The sequence below is a fragment of the Paraburkholderia acidisoli genome, from assembly GCF_009789675.1.
In the GTDB taxonomy this organism is placed as follows: Bacteria; Pseudomonadota; Gammaproteobacteria; order Burkholderiales; family Burkholderiaceae; genus Paraburkholderia; species Paraburkholderia acidisoli.
This window is the reverse complement of the sequence record NZ_CP046913.1, coordinates 859,598-883,070: the sequence shown is the minus strand read 5'-3', so window position 1 is coordinate 883,070 and position 23,473 is coordinate 859,598. Positions and strand designations below refer to the sequence as shown.

20 protein-coding genes are annotated in these 23,473 nt (G+C 66.0%); 11 read left to right on the top strand and 9 right to left on the bottom strand.

What is annotated here, in order from left to right; all coding sequences use genetic code 11:
- Nucleotides 1-1,389, bottom strand: coding sequence for a sigma-54-dependent transcriptional regulator (locus tag FAZ98_RS03775; RefSeq protein WP_158948917.1), 1,389 nt, complete (start codon nucleotides 1,387-1,389; stop codon nucleotides 1-3).
- 358 nt (nucleotides 1,390-1,747) lie between these two features.
- Nucleotides 1,748-2,005, bottom strand: coding sequence for a hypothetical protein (locus tag FAZ98_RS03770; RefSeq protein WP_158948915.1), 258 nt, complete (start codon nucleotides 2,003-2,005; stop codon nucleotides 1,748-1,750).
- Nucleotides 2,006-2,531: 526 nt separating this feature from the next.
- Here FAZ98_RS03770 and FAZ98_RS03765 point away from each other — a divergent pair.
- From FAZ98_RS03765 to FAZ98_RS03755, 3 genes are all read left to right on the top strand, one after another.
- The gene (locus FAZ98_RS03765) at nucleotides 2,532-3,644 is read left to right on the top strand and encodes a sigma-54 interaction domain-containing protein (protein ID WP_158948913.1); all 1,113 of its coding nucleotides are present in this window, start codon (nucleotides 2,532-2,534) and stop codon (nucleotides 3,642-3,644) included.
- Between the two features lie 260 nt (nucleotides 3,645-3,904).
- Nucleotides 3,905-4,540 carry a hypothetical protein gene (locus tag FAZ98_RS03760; protein WP_233272655.1) on the top strand — a complete coding sequence of 212 codons (636 nt, stop codon included), beginning with the start codon at nucleotides 3,905-3,907 and terminating at the stop codon, nucleotides 4,538-4,540.
- Complete coding sequence (locus FAZ98_RS03755; protein ID WP_158948911.1) at nucleotides 4,537-5,094, top strand: hypothetical protein; 558 nt, start codon at nucleotides 4,537-4,539, stop codon at nucleotides 5,092-5,094. Before FAZ98_RS03760 ends, FAZ98_RS03755 begins: the two co-directional genes overlap by 4 nt.
- An 86-nt stretch (nucleotides 5,095-5,180) precedes the next feature.
- Here FAZ98_RS03755 and FAZ98_RS03750 read toward each other — a convergent pair whose 3' ends face one another.
- Both FAZ98_RS03750 and FAZ98_RS03745 read right to left on the bottom strand, forming a co-directional pair.
- A complete protein-coding gene (locus FAZ98_RS03750; RefSeq protein WP_158948909.1) occupies nucleotides 5,181-6,530 on the bottom strand; it encodes an ABC transporter ATP-binding protein in 1,350 nt (449 codons plus the stop codon).
- A 27-nt stretch (nucleotides 6,531-6,557) separates the two neighbouring features.
- Nucleotides 6,558-8,306 carry an ABC transporter permease gene (locus FAZ98_RS03745; protein WP_158948907.1) on the bottom strand — a complete coding sequence of 583 codons (1,749 nt, stop codon included), beginning with the start codon at nucleotides 8,304-8,306 and terminating at the stop codon, nucleotides 6,558-6,560.
- A 780-nt stretch (nucleotides 8,307-9,086) separates the two neighbouring features.
- Here FAZ98_RS03745 and FAZ98_RS03740 point away from each other — a divergent pair.
- Both FAZ98_RS03740 and FAZ98_RS03735 read left to right on the top strand, forming a co-directional pair.
- A complete protein-coding gene (locus tag FAZ98_RS03740) occupies nucleotides 9,087-10,766 on the top strand; it encodes a sensor domain-containing diguanylate cyclase (protein ID WP_158948905.1) in 1,680 nt (559 codons plus the stop codon).
- Between the two features lie 209 nt (nucleotides 10,767-10,975).
- Nucleotides 10,976-11,242, top strand: a complete 267-nt coding sequence (locus FAZ98_RS03735) for a double-stranded DNA-specific endonuclease (RefSeq protein WP_158948903.1) — start codon at nucleotides 10,976-10,978, stop codon at nucleotides 11,240-11,242.
- A gap of 224 nt (nucleotides 11,243-11,466) precedes the next feature.
- Here the strand turns inward: FAZ98_RS03735 and FAZ98_RS03730 are convergent, their stop codons facing one another.
- The gene (locus FAZ98_RS03730) at nucleotides 11,467-12,813 is read right to left on the bottom strand and encodes an ATP-binding protein (protein WP_158948901.1); all 1,347 of its coding nucleotides are present in this window, start codon (nucleotides 12,811-12,813) and stop codon (nucleotides 11,467-11,469) included.
- On the bottom strand, nucleotides 12,797-13,528 hold the full coding sequence (locus FAZ98_RS03725) for a response regulator (RefSeq protein WP_158948899.1): 732 nt from the start codon (nucleotides 13,526-13,528) through the stop codon (nucleotides 12,797-12,799). The genes FAZ98_RS03730 and FAZ98_RS03725 overlap by 17 nt, the downstream gene beginning before the upstream one ends.
- 228 nt (nucleotides 13,529-13,756) lie before the next feature.
- Between FAZ98_RS03725 and FAZ98_RS03720 the strand changes: the two genes are divergently transcribed.
- On the top strand, nucleotides 13,757-14,332 hold the full coding sequence (locus FAZ98_RS03720) for a periplasmic heavy metal sensor (protein WP_158948897.1): 576 nt from the start codon (nucleotides 13,757-13,759) through the stop codon (nucleotides 14,330-14,332).
- A 186-nt stretch (nucleotides 14,333-14,518) separates the two neighbouring features.
- Here FAZ98_RS03720 and FAZ98_RS03715 read toward each other — a convergent pair whose 3' ends face one another.
- Entirely contained in the window at nucleotides 14,519-15,217 is a 699-nt protein-coding gene (locus tag FAZ98_RS03715) for a pirin family protein (protein WP_158948895.1), read from the bottom strand.
- A 492-nt stretch (nucleotides 15,218-15,709) separates the two neighbouring features.
- Between FAZ98_RS03715 and FAZ98_RS03710 the strand changes: the two genes are divergently transcribed.
- From FAZ98_RS03710 to FAZ98_RS03690, 5 genes are all read left to right on the top strand, one after another.
- A complete protein-coding gene (locus FAZ98_RS03710) occupies nucleotides 15,710-16,486 on the top strand; it encodes an ABC transporter substrate-binding protein (RefSeq protein ID WP_158948893.1) in 777 nt (258 codons plus the stop codon).
- A gap of 285 nt (nucleotides 16,487-16,771) precedes the next feature.
- Nucleotides 16,772-17,461: an ABC transporter permease gene (locus FAZ98_RS03705; RefSeq protein WP_158948891.1), complete on the top strand. Its 690-nt coding sequence runs from the start codon at nucleotides 16,772-16,774 to the stop codon at nucleotides 17,459-17,461.
- A gap of 21 nt (nucleotides 17,462-17,482) precedes the next feature.
- Nucleotides 17,483-18,205, top strand: coding sequence for an ABC transporter permease (locus FAZ98_RS03700; protein WP_158948889.1), 723 nt, complete (start codon nucleotides 17,483-17,485; stop codon nucleotides 18,203-18,205).
- Nucleotides 18,206-18,224: 19 nt separating this feature from the next.
- Nucleotides 18,225-19,007 (top strand): ABC transporter ATP-binding protein, encoded by a 783-nt coding sequence (locus FAZ98_RS03695; protein WP_158948887.1) that lies wholly within the window; start codon nucleotides 18,225-18,227, stop codon nucleotides 19,005-19,007.
- A gap of 590 nt (nucleotides 19,008-19,597) precedes the next feature.
- On the top strand, nucleotides 19,598-20,728 hold the full coding sequence (locus FAZ98_RS03690; protein WP_158948885.1) for a porin: 1,131 nt from the start codon (nucleotides 19,598-19,600) through the stop codon (nucleotides 20,726-20,728).
- A gap of 174 nt (nucleotides 20,729-20,902) precedes the next feature.
- Here FAZ98_RS03690 and glnK read toward each other — a convergent pair whose 3' ends face one another.
- Both glnK and FAZ98_RS03680 read right to left on the bottom strand, forming a co-directional pair.
- On the bottom strand, nucleotides 20,903-21,241 hold the full coding sequence (glnK, locus tag FAZ98_RS03685) for a P-II family nitrogen regulator (protein ID WP_158948883.1): 339 nt from the start codon (nucleotides 21,239-21,241) through the stop codon (nucleotides 20,903-20,905).
- A 75-nt stretch (nucleotides 21,242-21,316) separates the two neighbouring features.
- Nucleotides 21,317-23,440 (bottom strand): NAD(+) synthase, encoded by a 2,124-nt coding sequence (locus FAZ98_RS03680; RefSeq protein ID WP_158951857.1) that lies wholly within the window; start codon nucleotides 23,438-23,440, stop codon nucleotides 21,317-21,319.
- Nucleotides 23,441-23,473: the final 33 nt, after the last annotated feature.

Here is a 23,473-nt window from a genome sequence, read left to right as displayed (position 1 = left end):
TCAGGCGCCGCTGGCGGCGCGCGCGGGCGCGTCGCCCTTGCCGCCGCTCTCGTTGCCGTACTCGACGAGACGGTTATAGAGCGTCTTCAGGCTGATGCCGAGGATTTCCGCCGCGCGCGTCTTCACGCCGCCGCATTGTTCCAGCGTCGCGAGAATCAGCTGGCGATCCGCGTCGGCGAGCGAGGTGCCGAACGGAATCGTCACCGCCGTGCCCGCCTGCGGCTTCGAGAGCGAAATCTGCAACGGCACCGCCGCCGTCATATCGCCGTCGTTGCCCGACATGATGTGCGCGCGCTGCACATAGTTCTTCAGCTCGCGCACGTTGCCCGGCCACGGATACGCCGCCAGCATCTCGCGCACGGCGTTCGGGAACTGCTTCTTCGTGCCGTGGCGCTCGTTCAGCTCTTCGAGGAATGCCTGCGCGAGCAGTTCGACGTCCTTGCCGCGCTCGCGCAGCGGCGGCAGGTTGATCGGGAACACGTTCAGGCGGTGATACAGGTCCAGACGCAGCTTGCCTTCGGCCACGGCCTGTTCCGGGTCGCGGTTGGTCGCCGCGATCAGACGCACGTCGGTTTCGAATTCCTTCGTCGTGCCCACGCGCATGAACATGCCGGTTTCGAGCACGCGCAGCAGCTTGACCTGCAGCTCGATCGGCATTTCGGTGATTTCGTCGAGGAACAGCGTGCCGCCGTTCGCGCGCTCGAAATAGCCCTTGTGCTGACGATCGGCGCCCGTGAACGAGCCGCGCTCGTGGCCGAACATTTCCGATTCGATCAGGTTCGGCGAGATCGCACCGCAGTTGACCGCGAGGAATTCGTGCTTGCGACGCAGGCTCAGCTGGTGAATGGTCTGCGCGGCCACTTCCTTGCCGGTGCCCGATTCGCCGACCAGCATGACCGAGGCGGGCGTGGGCGCCACGCGGCTGATCTGGTCGTACACCTCCTGCATGGCCGGCGAGTTGCCGAGCATGAGACCGAAGCGGCCCATGCGGCGCAGTTCGCCGCGCAGCGTGCCGATTTCGGCCTTGAGGTCGCCCGCGCGCGGCAGGCGATTGAGAATCGACTTCACGCGCTGCAGGTTGATCGGCTTGACGAGGTAGTCGATCGCCCCCGACTTGAGCGCGTCGACGGCCGTTTCCACCGTCGCGTGTCCCGTGATGACCACGAGTTCCACGCCCGAGCGCGGATCGAGATCTTCGAACAGATCGGTGCCGCTGCCGTCGGGCAGTTTCAGGTCGGTGAAGACCACGTCCGGCATTTGCCGGATCAGCTGGATGCGCGCTTCGCGCAGATCGCCCGCCTGCGCAGTGGTGAGCCCGTCTTCGCCCACCACGGCTGCGAGCGCCTCGCGGGTCTCTGCGTCGTCATCGACAATCAATACATGTGGCATCGCGTCTCGTCAGCCTTGAGGGTAATGACCGCAACGCAAGCACGCCGCGCCTTCGCGACGGCGCCGGACAGGTTCGCCCGGCACCGCGAAAGTCGCGGCGCAGGAGTTGCGCTGCAATGGAGTACGAAACGGTCGGGTGCGCGCCACCGAACTTCCCGAGTGGCGGCCGCTTTCATGCGTGATGCACGCGGTTAAGCGCGATTTTGCTAGATGAACGCAACAATACCGCCAGCTGCGCGCAGCCCTAACGTCGATTGTTGTGAATATGACTATTATAGACTTATTCGAGATGAGCGGGCACGCCTCTCGCGAAGCGTGCCCGCTCATCGGGTGCTGCCTGACCGCGGGTTCCGGCCGGTCAGCTATGCGGAAACGGCCACGGCGAACCCGCCGCGCCATTCGACGACGCGCCGTTCATGCCACCGCCGCTGCCATTGCTATTGCCGCGTCTCGTGGCGCCGCTGTCGCGGCTACGCGCCGCCGCGCTTTCGGCGGTCTCGACGAGCGAACCACCCTCGCCTTCCCAGCGGCTCAGTTCGCGATGCACGGGTTGCCCCATGCGATTGCGCTGCGCCACACGCCACGCGAGCATGCCGGCCGCGCCGATCAAGCTCATTCTCAACAACGTTCCTAGCAAGCTGCTGTTCTTCGCCATGTCGTTCTCTCCCAGATGCGCCTCGTGAACAGGGAACACGCGAACGGCGTCGCACGAGGCCTCGTCGCGGCGCCGCCCTGATAAGGTGACGGCGCGCGCCGGTCGGAGTTCCGGAGCACGTGGCGTGCCAGGGTCCGTAAATTGCTGCACTGCCAGCGAAGACGACTCGGGCTCGCAGCGCGACGCAGCGGCAATACAGGGGTAAGGCGTTGTGCGCGCTGAGAATTTCCCCCCGCGTGGCGCGCGAAACCTGACCCCGCATGCCGCGCCGCCGCGTAACTTCCGCGCGCGTTCCGCCCGGGTCCATTGCTCACCTATGCGCGAGAGTGGTTAAATGTTACGAGATGAAAACCTCGCGGCCGTCGGCGCGGCACCGTCCGCGCCAGTCCTGGACGGCCAGCCTTCGGATCGCCGGGCCGTTTCGCCGTCGCCGCGCGCCCGCGCGCAGCGCCCCACGCCCGCACTACCTTTGCAGGACGAAATCCTTATGGCGTCAATCGAGCCGGGCTCGCCCGCCGCCAACAAAAAATCCGGCAACGCCGGCAAACCGCCCGCCGACGTGCGCGTCGCCGGTCTGGAGTCGTACGGTTTGCTGTACGGTTCGTCGGTGGTCATGCAGGACTTGTATGCGCAGATCGAACGCGTGTCCGTGACCGAGGCCACTGCGCTCATCGTCGGCGAATCCGGTACGGGCAAGGAACTGATCGCCCGCACCATCCACGCGCACAGCGAGCGCCGCGACGGGCCGTTCGTCGCCGTGAACTGCGGCGCGATCCCCGACGAGCTGATCGAAGCCGAACTCTTCGGCCACGAGAAAGGCAGCTTCACAGGCGCCGTGCAGGCGCGCGACGGCCACTTCGAGCACGCCCGCGGCGGCACGCTGTTTCTCGACGAAATCACCGAAATGTCGCTGCTGCATCAGGTGAAACTGCTGCGCGCGCTCGAGACCGGCGAATACTTTCCCGTGGGCGGCAATCAGGCGATCCAGGGCGACGTGCGCATCATCGCCGCGACCAATCGCGATCCCGTCACGGCCGTGAAGGACAACGCACTGCGCGAAGACCTGATGTATCGCCTCGCCGTGTTTCCGCTGCGCGCGCCGCCGTTGCGCGAGCGCGAGCGCGACCGCGAAATGCTCGCCCAGCACTTCCTCAACGAGCTGAACGCGCAGGAACGCACGCAAAAGGTCTTCAGCAAGCGCGCGCTCGAAACCGTGCGCAACTGGTCGTGGCCCGGCAACGTGCGCGAGCTGAAGAACGCCGTGTACCGCGCGTTCATCCTCGCGGAGAAGCAGGTCGAGATCGCGCATCCGCAGCTCGTGCCGAAGGTGAAGAAGCCCGTTACGCAGGGCGACGCGATGAGCGTCTGGATCGGCACGCCGCTCGCCGACGCGCAAAAGCAGATCATCCTCGGCACGCTCAAGTACTGCGGCGGCGACAAACGGCTCGCCGCGCGCACGCTCGGCGTGAGCCTCAAGACGCTTTATAACCGGCTCGGCAGCTACGGCGCCGACGACGGCGAAGGTGGCGAAATCAGCGGCGATCTCGGCGACGCCGGTGCGGACCTCGCCGGCGACATCGACACGCCCGACGAATCCTGACAGTCGCCTGACGTCGCGCGGTGCGGCGTAAGCCTTTATGCACCGCGCCGCGCGTGAAAAGCGCGTGCGCCAATCAGATAACCCTGAGCGGCGCACGCGCTTTTGCAATTTCTTGCACTTCTCCTCTGCACGTTAACAATCGCATGCTGCACAATCCGCAGCACGTGAGCGCGGCCATCGCGCTTTGAACGTCCGTCTAACGCGGCCAAACGCGCGCAACCGGCAGGAATTGGCGGCAGCATCAGCAGCAGGAAACCATCATGCAAGAACGAAGTGCCCGGGCGCCCGGTGCGCCTTCGCCGGCGCGCGGGATCGCCGCAACGATCGCCACGCCGTCCCTCTCCGCACCCCAACCGTCCGCAGCACCGCGCCGACGACGCACGCTGTCGCTCACGCTGCTCGCGGCGGCCGCGAGCCTCGCGTGTTCCGCCTGTAGCTCGCTCTACTCCGAAGGCGCGCAAACGGCGGCCGGTATCGGCGGTGCCGCCATCGCCTCGAAAGTAACGAGCAACGCCGCCGTCGCCACCGGCATCGGCCTCGGCGCCGTGGCCGCTGCCAAGGCGGGCGTGCAGTACTCCGAGCGCGTCGTGCACACCAACACGCAGGACAGCATCGCCAAAGTGGCCGGTCCGCTGGACGTGGGCGCCGTCGCGCCGTGGTCGATCACGCATTCGTTCAAGATCGAGGACGACGAGCATGGCCGCGTGACCGTGAGCCGCGCGATCAGCACGGGCGCGCTCGACTGCAAGGAAATCGTGTTCTCCGTCGATCACGACGCGACCAAGGACAAGGCGGCGTCGAGCGCGTTCTACGTGGCTTCGGTGTGCCGCGACGGCGAAACGTGGAAGTGGGCGTCGGCCGAACCCGCCACCGCGCGCTGGGGCGCCCTGCAATGAGCACCGCCACGGTTGAACCGCAGGAGCCGCGCGCGCGCGGGCCGCGTTCGCGCGCGCCCACGCTGCTCGCGCTCGCCGCGCTGTGCGCGGGCGTCGCGTTCGCGACCAGCGGCTGCTCGTCGATCGGCGCGGCCAGCGGCGCGGCTGCCGCCGCCGCGACCGGCATCGCCACGGCCAATCCCGCCGTGGGGATCGGCGTGGGCATCGCCGTGCAGGCCGCCACCGACGAAGCCGTCGCTCGCTTCATGAAGAGCATGCACGCCGACCAGCAGGAATTGATCGCCGAAACGGCCGGACGCCTGCCCGTGGGCGGCACCGACTCGTGGCGCATCAAGCACACGCTGCCGGTCGAGAACGGCCATGGCGAGGTGCGTGTGACGCGCGCGTTCTCGTCGGCGCTCGCGCTGTGCAAGGAGTTCGTGTTCTCGGTGCAGGATGGCGACAAGCCCGACTCGCCCTCGCAATGGTTCTCGGCGAGCACGTGCCAGGATCAGTCGGGCTGGAAATGGGCGACGGCCGAACCCGCCGTGGAGCGCTGGGGCACGCTGCAATAAGCGTAGCTTTTGCCGATATGAAAAACGGTCGCCGCGGCGACCGTTTTCTTTGGCACTGACGATAACGCCGATAAAACAACGCGCGATCAGCTTTCCACGTCTTCGAGACTGAAGATTTCCGACTGGTCGTTGTACGAGAAGATCTCGCCGTAGCGGCCCCAGTCGATCACCGTGTCGAGCGTTTCTTCCGCGGCGCCGTCGGAGAGGAAGTCTTCGAGTTCCTGCTCGAAGCGCACGCGCGGCGCGCGATGCCCCGGCCGCTCGTTGAGCACCTTCTTGATCCGCGCGGCGAGCGGCACGTGGCGCAGCAGATGTTCCGCGAACATCATCTTGCGCTCCTGCGTGCCGAACTCCGCGAACACGCGCGCGGGCGGCGTGAGCAGCACGTCGCCCTCGCGCACGTCGGCGAAACCGAGGTTCTGCAGCACTTCGGCGATCGGGAACAGTTCGTCCACTTCCAGATGCAGCGAGCGCGCGATTTCCGGCATGTCGGCGCGGCCGTGGTACGGCGCGGCGGCCAGCGTTTCGATCAGACCCGCCATCAGGTTGGTCGAGACGCGCGGCAGCCAGCTGCCGAGTTCGAGACCCTTCTTGGTCGACTCGCCCGTCTGACGCGCGGTCATCTTCGCGTAGATGTCGTCCACGAGCTTGCGGAACGCCGTGTCCAAACGGTTACGCGGATGCTTGAACGGCACCTTGATCTCGGCCACGACGCGGCCCGGGTTCGACGACAGCACGAGAATGCGGTCGCACATGAACACGGCTTCCTCGATGTTGTGCGTGACGATCAACACCGACTTGATCGGCAGACGGCCTTGCGTCCACAGATCGAGCAGGTCGGTACGCAGCGTTTCGGCGGTCAGCACGTCGAGCGCCGAAAACGGTTCGTCCATCAGCATCAGCATCGGGTCGACCACCAGCGCGCGCGCGAAGCCCACGCGCTGGCGCATGCCGCCGGAGAGCTCGCGCGGGTAGGCGTTTTCGAAGCCGTCCAGACCGATCAGGTCGATGGCCGCCAGCGCGCGCTCGCGGCGCTCGCGCGCCGCCACGCCTTGCGCCTCGAGCCCCGCCTCCACGTTTTGCAGCACCGTGAGCCACGGGAACAGCGCGAAGGTCTGGAACACCATCGCCACGCCTTCGGCCGGCCCGTCGAGCGGCTTGCCGCGCCAGGTGACGTCGCCCGATGTAGGCGAAATCAGCCCGGCGATGATGCGCAGCAACGTGGACTTGCCCGAGCCCGAGCGGCCGAGCAGCCCGACGATCTCGCCTTCGCGCAGCTGGAGGTTGGCGTCGTCGAGCACCAGCAGCTCGCCCTGCGACTTGTTGAAGCCGCGGCACACGTCCTTCACGTTCAGGATTTCGTCGCCGAGGCGCGGCGGGTTCGGAGCCGTTTGCACGTCGCCGTGCGCCGCGGTCAGCGTCTTGGGGTTTTGCATCGCGTTACCTTCGATCCTTCGGTTTCATCAGTCGAGCCGCAGACGCGACTCGGCGTACGTGTAGAGCGGACGCCACAGCAGGCGGTTGAACAGCGTGACGAACAGCGACATCACGGCGATGCCGAGAATGATCTTCGGATAGTCGCCGGCGGCGGTCATCTGCGCGATATACGCGCCGAGCCCGTGCGCGACCACCCTGGTGTCGCCCCACTGCACGAATTCGGCGACGATGCTCGCGTTCCAGGCGCCGCCCGAAGCCGTGATCGCCCCCGTCACGTAGTACGGGAAGATGCCGGGCAGCATGGCCTGACGCCACCATTGCCAGCCGCGAATGCGGAAGTTCTTCGCCGCCTCGCGGTAGTCGTTCGGATAGGCGCTCGCCCCGGCGATCACGTTGAACAGGATATACCACTGCGTCCCGAGCACGATCAGCGGTGACAGCCAGATGTCGGGATTGAGGCCGAAGCGCACGATCACGATCACGAACACGGGAAACAGCAGGTTGGCCGGGAACGCCGCGAGAAACTGCGCGAGCGGCTGGATCTTCTCGGCGAGCGCGGGGCGCAGGCCGATCAAGACGCCGAGCGGCACCCAGATCACCGAGGCGATGGCGATCAACACCACCACGCGCAGCAGCGTGATGAGGCCGAGCACGAGCACGTGGCCCACTTCGTCGAGCGTCACGCCCGTGCGCACGAAACTCACGACGCGCCAGAGCACGAACAGCGTGAGCGCGATCACGCAGGCGGCCCAGACGATGTCGCCCAGACGCGAGCGTTTGCTCGCGGCGGTCACCACGGGCAGCGATTTCGGCAGTCGCACGCGCAGCGGCAGGCGCGCGGCCGTGGCGATGAACCAGCCCATCGGCACGAGCAGCTGGTGGATCAGGTGCGTGCGGCGCACGAGATCGAGCAGCCAGGACTCGGGCGCGTCGCCGGAACTCGTGTTCTCCATGCGGAACTTGTCGGCCCACGCCACGAGCGGGCGGAACAGAAACTGGTCGTACGCCAGGATCACCACGACCATGGCCAGAATCACCCAGCCGATCGCGTGCAGGTTCTTTTCGGCAATGGCCTGCGCCAGGTACGCGCCGATACCCGGCAGCGTGATCGTGTTGTTACCCACGGTGATGGCTTCCGAAGCCACCACGAAGAACCAGCCGCCCGACATCGACATCATCATGTTCCAGATGAGGCCCGGCATCGAGAACGGCACTTCGAGCTTCCAGAAACGCTGCCAGCCCGTGAGGTGGAAACCGCGCGAGACTTCGTCCAGATCGCGCGGCACCGTGCGCAGCGACTGGTAAAAGCTGAACGTCATGTTCCACGCCTGGCTCGTGAAGATCGCGAAGATCGCGGCCAACTCGGCGCCCAGCACGCGCGACGGGAACAGCGCGAGGAAGAACGTGACCGTGAACGAGATGTAGCCGAGCACCGGCACCGACTGCAGGATGTCGAGAATCGGTACGAGCACCACGGCCGCGCGGCGGCTCTTCGCGGCGAGCGTGCCGTAGACGAGCGTGAACACGAGCGACGCGACCATGGCCGCGAGCATGCGCAGCGTGGTGCGCATCGCGTATTCGGGCAGATGCGCGGGATCGAGCGAGATTGGCTGCGCCTTGAGCACGGCGATGGGCGCCATCGTCTCGTGAAAGCCCACCGCCGCCATCGCGATCAGGCAGATGATGAGCGGAAACGCGACGAAGTCCCAGCGATTGGGCAGCACGCGCCACGCCGAAACGTTGGCCGTGCGATTCAGGTTGAAGCCGAAGTCCATTTAGACGCGCTCCGCACGGGAACCTGCACTGCAGCGCCGGGGCGCGGGAGGCACGAAGGCCGCGAAGCTCGCGAAACACGGAGCGGAGAAGGCAAGACGCATGGACAGAAAATTCGTTGGCGTTGATGACACGACAGCGGCGCTCGCACGCCACCGCCGCTCCCGCAGGCTTGCCTGAAAGAATTGCCCTGGAAGAAAACGGCACGACACTACTACAACCTTCGTGACAGATACAACCACGCGCCGGGCGCCTGGCGCCGTCTTGCGCAAAACCGTGAAAACCCCGCCACACGGGCTTTCTAGCCGCTTTCGGACGCCTTCGAGACGGCTTGTCGGCGGCTTTCTCGCCAGCGCGCGTCCATACGCGAACGACCGCCTGCACCGGACGCGCGCACGTCATCGTGGTGACGCATCGGTGACAACTTGATGAAGCCAGCGCGAACGCCGCCGCCAATCACAGCATCGAGCGTCGCGCGCGCGCCACAATTCCCAAGCTAAGCGCGCGCCTATAACACCCACTGTGTCACGCCGTCGAAACCCGCCTGGCCCCGTAAAAACGGCACAGCGCTTGCAGACCCGCTCCCCTGCCGCACCTGCGGCGCGCCGCTTCGCCTTGCCACGCGGCGCGCGCCCGCAGTAACGCCAGGATCGCCGGCGCGTTTCGGGGGGTAAAATCGTCACGCGCCTTACCTGGCGCACGGCTTCGCGATTCGCTGGCGAAGCGTGCCCGTTGCGCGTGCGTTGCGCATCCCCAACGCCCACTCTCGACTCAGAAGGCCGATGAACAGGAGACTCTTGCGTCAGGCAGCCGGACCCATCGGGGTCGTGGTGGTCACGCTCGTCTGCTGGATGGCGGCAGGCTGGATCGCCGACCGCCAGGTGCGCCAGGAACTGAACGCCGCGCTCGGCGCGCAGCGGCAGATCACGCGCTCGGTCGTCGACAACATGGCCGAGGTGATCGCGAGCGATCTGGCCATGTCGCGCGCCATTCCCGCAACGATGGCCGAAACCCGCGTCGTGCAACAGGCCCTCACCGAGGCCGGCGATTATGCCGCGTCGCACGGCGTCACGGAACTGGCGCGACGCAATGCGTTGCAGGCCGTGCCCGATCTGGCCGCGGTCAACCGTTTCCTGCACGACGCCCAGGGCTTCTCGGGCCTCGACGCCATCTGGCTCGTCAACGCGAACGGCATCTGCATCGCCTCGAGCAACGCGCTCGAAAAAATCTCCTACGTGGGCATCGACATGCGCCCGCGCGCCTATCTGAACGACACGCTGCTCGGCGCCTTCTCCGAAAACTACGGCGTCGGTACCGCGAGCGGGGAGCCCGGCATCTTCGTGGCCGCGCCCGCCTACGACAACGGCCTGCTGGTCGGCGCCGTGGTGGCCAAGGTCGGCATCGCGCGGCTGCGCCACTGGGTCGCGCATCCGGGCACCTTCGTCGCCGACAACAACGGCGTGGTCATCATGGCCCACGACAGCGCGCTCGAAGGGCTCGCGCTGCCCGGCTCGCACGTCGCCGAAATGAACGCGGTGGATCGCGTGAACACCTACCTGCGCGAGCGCTTCTCGGAATTGTCGCTGCGTTCGGCGGCGCGGTCCGCGACCAGCGACGCGCCCTGGATGCCCGCCGCCGAAGCCGCGCGCATGGTCGATCTGCCGGGACAACAGGGGCCCGCCCTGTACGAGGAGCGCGGCGGCCTCAATTCCGGGCTATCCGCGCATCTCGTCGATCCGCTCAACGCGTGGCCCGAACTGCTGGCGAATCATCGGCGCGACCAGTTGCTGATTTTTCTGACGCTCGAAGGCATCGCGGCGCTGGCCGCCGTGGTTTCGGTGTCGTGGGTTCGCGAGAAGCGCCTGCACCGCGCGAGCCGCGACCTCGCCGAACAGTTGCAGGCCGCGAACGCGCTACTCGCCGCCGAGGCGCGCCACGACGCGCTCACGGGCGCCCTTTCGCGGCGTTACTTTCTCGACCTGCTGCGCCGCGAGATCGACACGGCCTATGCGGCGCACCAGCCGCTGTGCATGGCTATCGCCGATCTCGATTACTTCAAGCAGATCAACGACCGCTTCGGGCATCCGGCCGGCGACCGCGCGCTTCAGCATTTCGTGGAAACCTGCCGCGCCGAACTGCGCGCCGACGACGCCGTGGGCCGCCTGGGCGGCGAGGAGTTCGGCATTCTGCTGCCCGGCACCGCGCTCGCCACGGGCCACGCCGTGATCGACCGCCTGCGCGAGCAGGTGGCGCGGCGCGCCTGCGCGGACCTGCCCGCCGACGCGGCGCTGAGCGTGAGCATCGGCATTACCGAACTGGCCGCCGAAAACGATCAACCCGAACGCCTCATGAGCCGCGCCGATCTCGCGCTCTACATGGCCAAGGCGGGCGGCCGCGACCGCAGCGAGGCGATGACGGCCGAGGGCGCCGTGCCGCCGCGCGCCGCCGCGCCCACGTGGTGAACGCCGGGCCCGAAAACGGCGGATACGCGGTCGTTCCTCTCCGCCCGTTCTGTGCGGCAAGTCTCGTTGTGGCCCTTCGATGTGTCAGCCTTGGCGCGGGGGATCGGGCCGGGCGCGGTATCATGGGGCAGACGGTGTGCGCCGCGCGATGCGGCGCACATGAACCAAACCGCGCCATATCGGTGTACCGCTCATATCTGGAGGCATGCATGAAGGGAAATCTGGTCATTGTCTGCCGCGATCAGGATGCGCTCGCGTTCGACCAGCTGATGGTCGAATACGGTGCGTTCCAGACGCGCCTGTCATCGACCGCGTGGTACCTGAAGCTCGAGGCCGCGCCCGAGTTGATTCAGGAAGAGATTCTTGCCCGCCTCGGCAAGTACACGACGCACTACATCTTCGAAGCCGACAGCGTGACCTACAACACGGTCGACAACGAAGCGGCCGGCGCGCTCGACACGCTGTTCTCGGCGTAAGGCTGATCGACGCGAGTGTTATCGGCGTGACGGTGTTCGAGCCGGGCGTCGATCATCGCCAGCCCAAGACGTTGGCACCGGATTCAGCCTCCGGTTTAGCTTGAAAGGCGCCGCGACTGCGGCGCCGTGTGTGCCAACTCCGGCGGGAGCGCCGGTCCACCTCTCCCGCCTCCATCCCACTTTTATTCTGCTTCTCGCCGCGGGATGTGCAACTCGCCGCCGGGTTAGTGCGCGCCCGCGGCCTGCCAGACCTGGGCGGCCTCGGAGATATTGCGCGCGACCACGTCGAACGCGAACGTCATCTGCACGGCCAGACCGCCGCTCGCGCCGTTGCCGATCTTGAGTTCGCCGCCCGCGCGCCGCACGAGCCGCTCGACGATGGCGAGCCCGAGCCCGCTATGACCGTTGCCGCCGCGCGCCGGATCGAGCCGCACGAACGGCCGGCTCGCCTGCACCAGATCCTGGTCGGAGATGCCCGTGCCGTGGTCGCGCACCGTGAGCACGAAGCCCTGCGCGCCCCGCGAGGTTTCGATCACCACGGGCGGCGCGCCGTACGCGTGGGCGTTGTCGAGCAGATTCGACACGAGGCGTTCGAGCGTGGCCGCCGGCAAGCGAAAGTCCGGGCCCGCGTGCAGCTGGGTTTCGATCGCCATGGCCTCGGCGCCCATGGTGGCCAGATTCGCCCGATAGTTGCGTGCGATGCGCGCGCATTGCTCGTCGACGTCGACCGGTTCGCTGCCGTCGGCGCCGTCGTGCGCGAACACGAGGAATTGATCGACGATATGCGCCATCGACTCGACGTCGCGCACCACGCCGTCACGCATGCGCGCTTCGTCCATCATTTCGGCGCGCAGGCGCAGGCGCGCGAGCGGCGTTTTGAGATCGTGCGCGACGCCCGCCAGCATGACCGCGCGGTCTTTTTCCGTGCGCTCGACTTCCGTGACCATGGTGTTGAAGCCGCGCGTGAGCTGGCGCAGCTCGCGCGGCCCGCGCTCGGGCACCGGCGGCACCGGCTGGCCGCGGCCGAAGCGGCCCACGGCCTGAGCCAGCAGGCGCAGCGGCTGTTGCAGCATCCACGCGGCCACCAGCGCCGCGATCAGCGCCGCCGAGAAAATGATGACGAACCACGGGATCAGACGGTCGAGCGGACGCATGGGACGCAGCGGCTGCACCGGCACGACGATCCAGCGCGCGTCCTGCGGACCGCGCACCCAGAGCGTGGGCGGACGGCCCGGCGGCCCGATGCGCACGTCGGCGCCGGGCGGCATGCGGTCGCGCACGTCTTCGATGAAGCGCACGAGCGGTTCGGGCAGCCTGGCCGGCATGACCGGCACCTCGCCGTTCGCCGGATCGACCAGTTGCACGCGCGAGGGCAGCGGCTGGTCGGGCTCGCGCTGGATGTGCTGACGCACGGCGTCGACGAGGAAGACGGCTTCCTCGACCGCGTAGCGCGTTTGCATCTGGTTGTGTTCGAGCCGGATCAGCGAGAACCAGGCGACATGCGAGATCAGCAGAACGCCGATAAAGAGCAGCGCCAGCCGCCCGAACAGCGAATCAACCGGCCGGCGCATGGTTGCCCTGCTCGCCGTCGGGCACGAAGACATAGCCGCGCCCGCGCACGGTCTGGATGAAACGCGGCGTGGACGGGTCGGATTCGAGAATGCGCCGCAGACGCCACACCTGCACGTCGATACCGCGGTCGGTGCCGTCGTACTCGGGACCGTGCAGCAGTTCGAGCAGCCGCTCGCGCGTGAGCGTGCGCATGGGGTGATTGACGAAAATCTTCAGGAGCGCGAATTCGCTGCCCGACAGCATGATGGGCTTGCCTTCCTGCTGGAGCGTGCGCGACTGGAAGTCGAGCGTGAAGCGGCCGAACGAATACGGTTCGCGCTGCTCGGGCGCGGCCGCCGAAGGCAGCGTGCGGCGGCGGCGCAGCACCGCCTGCACGCGCGCCAGCAGCTCGCGCGGGTTGAACGGCTTGCCGAGGTAGTCGTCGGCGCCCAGTTCGAGGCCGACGATGCGGTCGACGTCGTCGGCGCGCGCCGTCAGCATGATCACGGGGATGTCGTCGCCCGACGCGCGCAGCTTGCGCAGCGCGGTGAGGCCGTCGACGCCCGGCATCATCAGGTCGAGCACGATCAGGTCGGGGCGCTCGCGCTCGAGCCGCCGTTCCAGCGAGCCCGCGTCGTGCAGCACCGACACTTCCATACCTTGGCGCGCCAGATAGTCGCGCAGAAGGTCGCGTAGTTCGAGGTCGTCGTCGACGACCAGAATTTGAGTAGCCATGGGACGCAGTGTAACGCGCGCGAGCTAGCCGTTTGCTTACAGCGCCGCGTCCAGGGTTACGAGGTGTTACTGCGAAAGGCGTGCGTAATGTCGCGTAATGACACGGCGAGCCCGCGTAACACGAGGCCGCCGGGCGCTCGATACGCTAGGGACACCGGTTGCGGCAACCCTTACACAGCACCGCGACAGACCGGATAAAACCCTCATGGATTTGTCAGGAGCATCACCATGTACAAGACGACTTCGCGCCTTCTCGCCATTGCAGCGGCCTCGCTCGCCCTCACCGTGGGCGTCGCCACCACCGCCGACGCGCAAATGCCCCCGCCGCCCCCGGGCGGCCCGGGCATGATGCACGGCGGCCCCCACGGCGGTCCCGGCGGCCCGGGCTTCATGTTCGGCGCCAAAAAGCTGCACGACAAGCTGAACCTGAACGCCGCGCAGGAAAAGCAGTGGCAAGCCGCGCTCGACACGATGAAGCAGAACGGCGAAGCCATGCACAAGAGCCACGAGCAGATGAAGCAGCAGTTCGACGCAATGAAGAACCAGCCGATTCTCGACCTGAACGCGATGCACGCGGCGCGCGAGCAAGCCGAGCAGCAGAATCACCAGCTGCGCGAGCAGACCGAGCAGGCATGGCTCGACTTCTACAACGGCCTGAACGACCAGCAGAAGACGACCGTCAGCACGGCGCTCAAGGAGCATTTCGCGAAGATGGAACAGCGTCACGAGAAGATGCGTCAGCGCTGGGAACAGCACCGCAAGGGCGCCAAGCCGGGCGCCGCTTCGGCACCGGCCGCGCAGTAATCGCGGTAATGGCAGTCGCCGCTGTCACGTAGTCCAGGCAGCAAAATCGCGCCGATCCGGCCTCCTGGAGGCCGATCCTGGCGAAAAACGCCGCGGAGCGTCAGGCTCCGCGGCGTTTTCGTCGTTTACCGCTTGCCGCCTGGCCGCTACGCGGGCGAGCGGCGGGCGGCGAGCGGCGGACCGTGCTCAGGCGAGATCGAACAGCAGCACCTCTGCGGCCGCGCCGTGCGCGAGCGTCACGGCCGGCTCGGCTTCGAGCATCGCGGCGTCGCCGGCTTCGAGGCGCTGGCCGTTCATCTCCAGCGCGCCGCGCGCCACGTGCAGATACACGCGGCGGCCCGGCGGCACGGCGTAATCCACGCGTTCCTCGCCGTCGAGGAGCGCCGCGTAGATCGAGGCGTCGGACTGCACCGTCACCGCGCCGTCGCGGCCGTCCGGCGAGGCGATCAGGCGCAATTGCCCGCGCTTGTCGGCATCGGCGAAACGCTTTTCCTCGTAGCCGGGCGCCCCGCCCCGCGCGCGCGGCAGCAGCCAGATCTGCAGCAAATGCGCCTCCTCTTCCTTCGAGGCGTTGAATTCGCTGTGCATCACGCCCGTGCCGGCGCTCATGCGCTGCACGTCGCCAGGACGGATGGTCGAGCCGTTGCCCATGCTGTCGCGGTGCGCGAGGCCGCCCGCGAGCACGTAGGTGACGATTTCCATGTCGCGGTGGCCGTGCGCGCCAAAGCCGCCGCCGCCCGCGATACGGTCGTCGTTGAGCACGCGCAGCGCGCCGTAATGCACGTGCGCTTCGTCGTAGTAATCGGCAAACGAAAAGCTGTGGAAGCTGTCGAGCCAGCCGTGGTTGGCGTGGCCGCGTTCGTCGGCGCGTCGGATGGCGAACATGCGATTCTCCTGTGGGTTCCGGCGGTGATTCCGGAGATTTTTGTCGATGTCCGAAGGTAAGGGCGACGGGCCGCGCGCACAACCTGGCGGCCCCGCACCGCAGCGTTTCACCAGCGGCACCAATGGGCTGGCGGGCCGCACCACGACGGCGCGGCCCTCACGTCGCCACGACGTGGCTAACGTGGCGATCCCGTTGCGATCCCATTGCCACCGCGTCTCCATTGAGCGCCCGCGCAACAGCCGATTTCCGACAGACTGGCGCCCCCCCGCGCTTCGGGTAAAATACCGCGCTTTTCGGCCAGCGTACGTGGCCGGCGCAGTACCGCCGCCGACGCGGCCGCGCGACACCCGCGCCGGCACCGCACGGCACGAGGCGCCTCGCGTCTTACGACCCGCATTTTTGATCGCCTAGAATGGCGGCCACCGGCCACGAACCGGACCGCAGGAGCGCCGGCCGCGCTACCCCAAGCGCCGCGCGCCGACAGGAGAAAGATGAAGAAGTTTGCAGTGTGCGTGGCACTCGCCCTGATCGCGGGCGGCGCCGCCGCGAAAGACTGGAAGACCGTGCGCATCGGCGTGGACGCGAGCTATCCGCCGTTCGAGTCGAAAGCGCGCGACGGCCGCATCGTCGGCTTCGACGTCGACCTCACGAAAGCGCTCTGCGCACGCATGAACGTGCAGTGCGTGTGGGTCGAAAGCGATCTCGACGGCATCATCGGTGCCTTGAAGGCGCGCAAGTTCGACGCGATCGTCTCGTCGCTGACGATCACGCCGGCGCGCCGCCAGCAGATCGATTACTCCGACAAAATGTTCGACGCGCCCGCGCGCATGCTCGCGCGCGCCGGTTCGCCGCTGCGGCCCACGCCCGCTTCGCTCAAGGGCAAGCAGGTGGGCGTCGAGCAGGGTTCAACGCAGGAAGCCTACGCGCAGGCGCACTGGGCGCCGCAGGGCGTGAACGTGATCTCGTACCAGAACCAGGATCAGGTGTATCAGGACCTGATCTCGGGCCGGCTCGACGCCACGCTGCAAGACGAGGTCCAGGCCGACTACGGCTTCCTCAAGACGCCGCGCGGCAAGGGCTTCGCCTGGGCGGGCCCGGAAGTCGAGGATCCCGCAACGATCGGCGAAGGCACCGCGATCGGCCTGCGCAAGCAGGACGCCGACCTCAAGGCGAAGTTCAATGCCGCGCTCGCCTCGATCCACGCGGACGGCACCTTCGAGCGCATCGCGAAGCAGTACTTCGACTTCGACATCGACAAGCGCAAATGAGAAGGCCAATGGGACGAGCGGCAAGCGCCGCGGCCCCCGGGGCGAGCCCCGATGGACCCGCCCGGGCCTTCGTATAGAGTCACAGGCGCGCGAGAGCGCCCGCTGCACGGTTTTCGCAGCTACCGTCTCGCAGTGAAATCGCAGCAAGCATCGATCTCACCCTTCGATGTCACGACCGCGCGCGGGTTTTCGCGAATCGCGCGCGCAGGAACGGATTTGAACCGCGGCAGTTTTGCGCCGCACCCTTTTCGCGGAGCGCGCAGGCGCCCCGTCAAGGACTCGCCCATGTTTCTTCAAGGCTACGGCCCGCTGATCCTCGCCGGCACCTGGCAGACCGTCAAGCTCGCGGTGCTGTCGCTCGTGCTCTCGTTCGTGCTCGGGCTGATCGGCGCGGCGGCCAAGCTCTCCAAAAACCGCGCGGCGCACGGCGCGGGCACGCTCTACACCACGCTGATCCGCGGCGTGCCGGATCTCGTGCTGATGCTGCTGCTGTTCTACAGCATCCAGATCTGGCTGAACGATCTCACCGACATGCTCGGCTGGGATCAGATCGACATCGACCCGTTCCTCGCGGGCGTGGTCGTGCTCGGCTTCATCTACGGCGCGTATTTCACCGAGACCTTCCGCGGCGCGTTTCTCGCGGTGCCGCGCGGCCAGCTCGAAGCGGGCCACGCCTATGGCATGACCAACTGGCAGGTGTTCACGCGCATCATGTTTCCGCAGATGATGCGTTTCGCGCTGCCCGGCATCGGCAACAACTGGCAGGTGCTCGTGAAGTCCACGGCGCTCGTCTCGATCATCGGTCTCGCCGACGTCGTGAAGGCCAGCCAGGACGCCGGCAAGGGCACGCTGCGGTTCTTCTTCTTCACGCTGCTCGCCGGCGCGATCTATCTCGTCATCACCACGGTCTCGAACTTCGTGCTGATGTATCTCGACAAGCGCTACTCCACCGGTGTGCGCAAGGCGGATCTATAAGAATCGCGCGAGGCCAAGACCATGCAAGACCTTGTCAATCTGATCCAGCAGTACTGGCGTAACTACCTCTACACCGACGGCTACCACTTCACGGGCGTCGCCATCACGCTGTGGCTGCTCGTGGTGTCGATCGGGCTCGGCTTCTGCCTTTCGGTGCCGCTCGCGGTCGCGCGCGTCTCGAAGAAGAAGTGGCTCGCCGGGCTCGTGTGGCTCTACACGTACATCTTCCGCGGCACGCCGCTCTACGTGCAGCTGCTGCTCTGCTACACGGGCCTCTATAGCCTCGACATCATCCGCAATCACGAAGTCACGAGCCTGTTCTTTCGCAGCGGCATGAACTGCACGCTGCTCGCGTTCACGCTCAACACCTGCGCATACACGACCGAGATCTTCGCGGGCGCCATCAAGGCCACGCCCTACGGCGAGATCGAAGCGGCGCGCGCCTACGGGATGTCGCCGTTCACGCTGTACCGGCGCGTGATCCTGCCTTCGGCCCTGCGCCGCGCGCTGCCCTACTACAGCAACGAAGTCATCCTGATGCTGCACGCGACAACCGTGGCGTTCACGGCCACCGTGCCCGACATCCTGAAGATCGCGCGCGACGTGAATTCGGCCACGTACCAGTCGTTCGGCGCGTTCGGCATCGCCGCCGTGCTGTATCTGATCATTTCGTTCACGCTCGTGTGGCTGTTCCGCCAGGCCGAGCGCCGCTGGCTCGCGTACCTGCGACCGCAAGGCAAGTAAGCCCGCAAGAGGTCCATTGATGAATTCCCAGAAGCAGAAACTCTTCGTCGACAGCATCCACAAGCAGTACGGCGACAACGAAGTGCTCAAAGGCGTCTCGCTGAAGGCGAACGCCGGCGACGTGATCAGCGTGATCGGCTCGTCGGGTTCGGGCAAGAGCACGATGCTGCGTTGCATTAACTTTCTCGAGCAGCCCAACTCGGGGCGCATCTTCGTCGACGGCGAGGAAGTCGTCACGAAAGCCGACAAGCGCACGGGCGCGCTGCAAGCCGCCGACGTGAAGCAGCTCCAGCGCGTGCGCACCAAGCTCGCGATGGTGTTCCAGCACTTCAACCTGTGGTCGCACATGTCGGTGCTCGAAAACGTGATCGAGGCGCCCGTGCACGTGCTCGGCCTCGCGCGCAAGGAAGCGGAAGACCGCGCGCGCGAGTATCTGGAGAAGGTCGGCCTCGCGCCGCGCGTGGAAAAGCAGTATCCCTCGCACCTTTCCGGCGGTCAGCAGCAGCGCGTGGCCATTGCGCGCGCGCTGGCGATGCACCCCGACGTGATGCTGTTCGACGAACCGACTTCCGCGCTCGACCCCGAACTCGTGGGCGAAGTGCTCAAGGTCATGCAGAAGCTCGCCGAAGAAGGCCGCACGATGATCGTCGTCACCCACGAAATGGGTTTCGCGCGCAACGTTTCCAATCACGTGATGTTCCTGCATCAGGGCCGCGTGGAAGAGGAAGGCGAGCCCACCGAGGTGTTCGCCAACCCGAAAAGCGACCGTCTGCGGCAATTTTTGTCGGGCAGCCTCAAGTAGCCCGGGCATCGATCGCAAAACGATCGCAACAGCACGGTCCGCTCTGACGGATGTAGTAAAAGTAGTATTTCAAGGCGCTTTCAGCGCCTTTTCTTTTTGCCTTCGTCACACGACTTTTCGGCCTCGAAAAGCGCGTTTTTCGCATTACTCCTCGCCTTTTCCGCCGTCAATAGTGGCAATCCTGAACTTAGGTGCGCGAGTAACGTGAGTCCCTTGATGCATAAGGCTTTGAGCCATTTTGCACGGCCTCCCTGACCACCATCCAGGATGCCCATATTGCAATTTGGCGACATCCCGCCGCGCCGTCGCGAATTAGTTCGCCAGCGCGAACCTTTTTTGCTAAATTAGTAACCAAAGTAGCAAAACAAAGTTCGATAAAAGTAGTTTCACTTCAAAAAGAACGGGAGATGCCAGTCAACCAGGGGATCTGCAAGATGACCGTCCAAGGTCATGCAGCGGCATCAAACCGTACGCCGGTCCTCGGGGCAATTCTCCCTCGCGACGATTTCTGTTCGCAGCGCCTGAGCGGCGCCCGGACGTCTTTCGCAGTACTAAGAATGTTGACTCTTTGACAGGGTATGGAGGAGAAAATGAAGAAAGCTTTGCTCGCCGCAGCATTGATGTCGGCTGGCGTGATCGCGCATGCGCAAAGCAGCGTGACGCTGTACGGCCGCCTCGACGCTGGCATTGCCTACATGAATGGCATCGGCGCTGGTGGCACCTCGACGGGTCCGGCTACCCATGGTTCGAGCCAGGTCCAGCTTGAAAGCGGCTACTGGGGCACCAGCCTCTGGGGTATGAAGGGCGTCGAAGACATCGGCGGCGGCAACAAGGTTCTGTTCCACCTCGAAGGCAGCTTCAGCACGGCGACCGGTTCGCTCGGCTCGGCAGGCTCGATCTGGAATCGCTGGGCGACGGTCGGTATGTCGAACGATCAGTTCGGTACGCTGCTGCTCGGTCGCGAACTGTTCATCTCGAACGGCATTTGGGACTTCGACCCGTTCGGTCAATCGAACTGGTCGTCGGCTTCGATGGTCCGTGGTCGTAACTGGCCGCAATCGAGCAACAACATTTCGTACCAATCGCCGAACTGGTACGGCTTCGACGTGTACGGTCAGTACTCGTTCTCGAACTCGACGCAATGGAACGCTGGCCGTGAAGACGGTGTCCAGCTGACCTACACGAACTCGCTGTTCCAGATCCGCGGTCTGTACGACGAAATCCGCAACGCGAACGGCCAGCTCGGCGGCGCGTACACGGGTGCAATCAACGCCGGCAACACGGGTCAAGGCGTGTTCGCGTTCTCGCGCGACTACATGGCCATGGTCAACGTGTTCCTCGGTCCGTTCAAGATCCAGGGCGGCTACGAAGCCCTGCGCACGTCGGGCATGAACGGCGTGCCGGTCGGTCTGCCGACCACGCTCGATCACGAATGGGGCGGCGTGACGTGGCAAATGACGCCGGCGGCAGCGCTGATCGCCGCGGCTTACCACGTGAACGCGAACAACGGCGGCGGCAACGCTACGCTCTACACGGTTGGTGGTTCGTACAACCTGTCGAAGCGCACGCTGCTCGACTTCCAGGTCGCCACGGTGCAGAACAGCAAGGCAGCCAACTTCGGCCTGAACGCCAACAACTACGGCACGTCGGCTTCGACGGGCAACCCGCTGCTGGGTCACAGCCAGTCGGGCGTGTACGCGGGCATTCAGCACTCGTTCTAATTTGAACCGGGTGTAGACAAGAACAGCTACATCAAAGTTTTCACGCTGCTGCGAGAGGCGCGTATCGGTGCGGTGTCCGAAAGGGTATCGCACCGTTTTTTATTGCTGGGACGGCCGTTGCGCCGTCCCTTTTGTTTTGGGTGATGCCGGGTGTTGCGTGGCTGATCGCGCGGCTCACACCGCCGCTTCGTTTTCCTCGCCCGTGCGAATGCGGATCACGCGCTCGACTTCGGTGACGAAAATCTTGCCGTCGCCGATCTTGCCCGTGCGCGCGGCGCCGATGATCGCGTCGATGACCTGATCGGTCTGCTCGTTCGCGACCACCACTTCGATCTTCACCTTCGGCAGGAAGTCGACCACGTATTCGGCGCCGCGATACAGCTCCGTGTGGCCCTTCTGGCGGCCGAAGCCCTTGACTTCGGTGACGGTCAGGCCGGTGAGGCCGACTTCGGCGAGCGCCTCGCGCACTTCGTCGAGCTTGAAGGGTTTGATGACGGCAGTAATGCGTTTCATGGCGATCCTCGTCTCGTAATTGGATTGATCCGGTTTAGCGGAAAACTGGCGAAAAATTCAGAACGTAAGGTGATTTTACGCTGCGGGAGGCGCGGCCGCCGCAGCGGGCGCCGCAGTGGGTGCCATTTCGGGTACGCCGTCCAGCTCCGCGAGCCAGACCGTCGACTCGGAATCGCTCGGCGCGCGCCAGTCGCCGCGCGGCGAGAGCGAGCCGCCCGTGCCCACCTTCGGCGCGTTCGGAATGCAGCTGCGCTTGAACTGGCTCTGGCGGAAAAAGCGGTCGAGGAAAATGCGCAGATTGCGCTTGATGGCCGTGAGATCGTAGGCGTTGCGCGCCACCCTGGCGTTTTCCGGCCACGCGCCCTGCTCGCGGTCGCCCCACGCGTGATGCGCGAGGAACGCGACCTTCGAAGGCGCAAAGCCGAAGCGCAGCGTGTAGTAGAGGTTGAAGTCCTGCAATTCGTACGGGCCGATGGTGCTTTCGGTCTTCTGCTCCGGCGCGCCGTCCGATTTGCCCGGAATCAGCTCCGGGCTGATGTCGGTGGCGAGAATCGCCTCGAGCACGTCGCTGCCGCTCTCGCCGTTCTGGCCGATCTGGCCGGTTTCCGCGACCCAGCGCACGAGGTGCGTGATAAGCGTTTTCGGCACGCTCGCGTTCACGTTGTAATGCGACATGTGATCGCCCACGCCATACGTGCACCAGCCGAGCGCCAGTTCGGACAGATCGCCCGTGCCGATCACGATCGCGTGATTGAAGTTCGCGAGCCGGAACAGGTGATTCGTGCGCTCGCCGGCCTGCACGTTCTCGAAGGTGATGTCGTAGGTTTCCTGGCCTTGCGCGTACGGATGGCCGAGATCGGCGAGCATCTGGCGGCAGCTTTCGCGTATGTCGATCTCGCGCGCCGTGCAGCCCACCAGCGCCATCAGTTCGCGCGCCTGGCGCAGCGTGCGCTCGCTGGTGGCGAAACCGGGCATGGTGTACGCGAGGATGTTGGCGCGCGGCAGCTTGAGCCGGTCCATCGCCTTTGCGCACACCAGGAGCGCGTGCGTGGAATCGAGCCCGCCCGAGACGCCGATCACCACCTTCTTGAGGTTCGCCTGCGACAGCCGCTGCACGAGCGCCTGCACCTGAATGTTGTAGACCTCGTTGCAGCGCTCGTCGCGCCGCTTCGGGTCGGCGGGCACGTAGGGGAAACGCTCCACGCGGCGCGACAGCGCAAGCGTCTCGCGCGTCCACGCGCCCGTTTGCGGCAACTCGCACGTCACCACGCGGAACTTCGCGATTTCGCTGGCATGACGGCGGATCGAGTCGCCGAACGTGGTCTGGCGAATGCGCTCCTGTTGAAGCCGCGCGACGTCGACATCGGCATAAATGAGGTGCGAGTCGTCGAGAAAACGTTCGGACTGCACGAGCAGTTCGCCGTTCTCGCACACCAGCGCCTGGCCGTCCCACGCGAGATCCGTGCTCGATTCGCCCTGGCCCGCCGAGGTGTAGAGGTACGCGGCGAGGCAGCGCGCCGACTGCTGCGAGACGAGTTGCTGCCGATACCCCGCCTTGCCGACCACGACATTCGACGCGGAGAGATTCACCAGCACCGAAGCGCCCGCGAGCGCCGCGAACGACGAAGGCGGGATGGGCACCCAGACGTCTTCGCAGATTTCCACGTGAAAGCGCAGCCCCGCGACCTGCGGCACGTCGAACAGCAGCGCGGCGCCGAACGGCACATCCGCGCCCGCGAGGCGCACGCTCGTGACGCTCGCCGGGTCGGCGCAAGCGGCCGGACTGAACTGGCGCGCTTCGTAGAATTCGCCGTAGTTCGGCAGATAGCTCTTCGGCACGACGCCCGCCACGCGCCCGCCCGCGACCACCGCCGCGCAGTTGAAGAGCGAATGCCCCACGCGCACCGGCAAGCCGACGAGCAGCGCGAGCGGCAGCGTGGCCGAGGCTTCGACGATTTGCGCGAGCGCCTGTTCGCACGCGTCGAGCAGCGCCTGCTGATGGAACAGGTCGTCGCAGGTGTAGGCCGAAAGCCCGAGTTCGGGAAAGGCCACGAGCACCGCGCCCTGCGCCGCCGCCTCGCGCGCGAGCGCGAGCGTGGCGTTCGCGTTGAAGGCGGGATCGGCCACCCGGCAGCGCGGCACGCCGACAGCCACGCGCGCGAAACCGTGCGTATAGAGATTGAAGAAGCGCTCTTTCATTTCGATAACCGGTGACGACGGATGACGACCGTT

Excerpts from the sequence above, each read along its gene's own strand:
- FAZ98_RS03775 (WP_158948917.1), bottom strand. The coding sequence starts at position 1,389 with ATGCCACATGTATTGATTGTCGATGACGACGCAGAGACCCGCGAGGCG.
- FAZ98_RS03770 (WP_158948915.1), bottom strand. The coding sequence starts at position 2,005 with ATGAGCTTGATCGGCGCGGCCGGCATGCTCGCGTGGCGTGTGGCGCAG.
- FAZ98_RS03765 (WP_158948913.1), top strand. The coding sequence starts at position 2,532 with ATGGCGTCAATCGAGCCGGGCTCGCCCGCCGCCAACAAAAAATCCGGC.
- FAZ98_RS03760 (WP_233272655.1), top strand. The coding sequence starts at position 3,905 with ATGCAAGAACGAAGTGCCCGGGCGCCCGGTGCGCCTTCGCCGGCGCGC.
- FAZ98_RS03755 (WP_158948911.1), top strand. The coding sequence starts at position 4,537 with ATGAGCACCGCCACGGTTGAACCGCAGGAGCCGCGCGCGCGCGGGCCG.
- FAZ98_RS03750 (WP_158948909.1), bottom strand. The coding sequence starts at position 6,530 with ATGCAAAACCCCAAGACGCTGACCGCGGCGCACGGCGACGTGCAAACG.
- FAZ98_RS03745 (WP_158948907.1), bottom strand. The coding sequence starts at position 8,306 with ATGGACTTCGGCTTCAACCTGAATCGCACGGCCAACGTTTCGGCGTGG.
- FAZ98_RS03740 (WP_158948905.1), top strand. The coding sequence starts at position 9,087 with ATGAACAGGAGACTCTTGCGTCAGGCAGCCGGACCCATCGGGGTCGTG.
- FAZ98_RS03735 (WP_158948903.1), top strand. The coding sequence starts at position 10,976 with ATGAAGGGAAATCTGGTCATTGTCTGCCGCGATCAGGATGCGCTCGCG.
- FAZ98_RS03730 (WP_158948901.1), bottom strand. The coding sequence starts at position 12,813 with ATGCGCCGGCCGGTTGATTCGCTGTTCGGGCGGCTGGCGCTGCTCTTT.
- FAZ98_RS03725 (WP_158948899.1), bottom strand. The coding sequence starts at position 13,528 with ATGGCTACTCAAATTCTGGTCGTCGACGACGACCTCGAACTACGCGAC.
- FAZ98_RS03720 (WP_158948897.1), top strand. The coding sequence starts at position 13,757 with ATGTACAAGACGACTTCGCGCCTTCTCGCCATTGCAGCGGCCTCGCTC.
- FAZ98_RS03715 (WP_158948895.1), bottom strand. The coding sequence starts at position 15,217 with ATGTTCGCCATCCGACGCGCCGACGAACGCGGCCACGCCAACCACGGC.
- FAZ98_RS03710 (WP_158948893.1), top strand. The coding sequence starts at position 15,710 with ATGAAGAAGTTTGCAGTGTGCGTGGCACTCGCCCTGATCGCGGGCGGC.
- FAZ98_RS03705 (WP_158948891.1), top strand. The coding sequence starts at position 16,772 with ATGTTTCTTCAAGGCTACGGCCCGCTGATCCTCGCCGGCACCTGGCAG.
- FAZ98_RS03700 (WP_158948889.1), top strand. The coding sequence starts at position 17,483 with ATGCAAGACCTTGTCAATCTGATCCAGCAGTACTGGCGTAACTACCTC.
- FAZ98_RS03695 (WP_158948887.1), top strand. The coding sequence starts at position 18,225 with ATGAATTCCCAGAAGCAGAAACTCTTCGTCGACAGCATCCACAAGCAG.
- FAZ98_RS03690 (WP_158948885.1), top strand. The coding sequence starts at position 19,598 with ATGAAGAAAGCTTTGCTCGCCGCAGCATTGATGTCGGCTGGCGTGATC.
- glnK (WP_158948883.1), bottom strand. The coding sequence starts at position 21,241 with ATGAAACGCATTACTGCCGTCATCAAACCCTTCAAGCTCGACGAAGTG.
- FAZ98_RS03680 (WP_158951857.1), bottom strand. The coding sequence starts at position 23,440 with ATGAAAGAGCGCTTCTTCAATCTCTATACGCACGGTTTCGCGCGCGTG.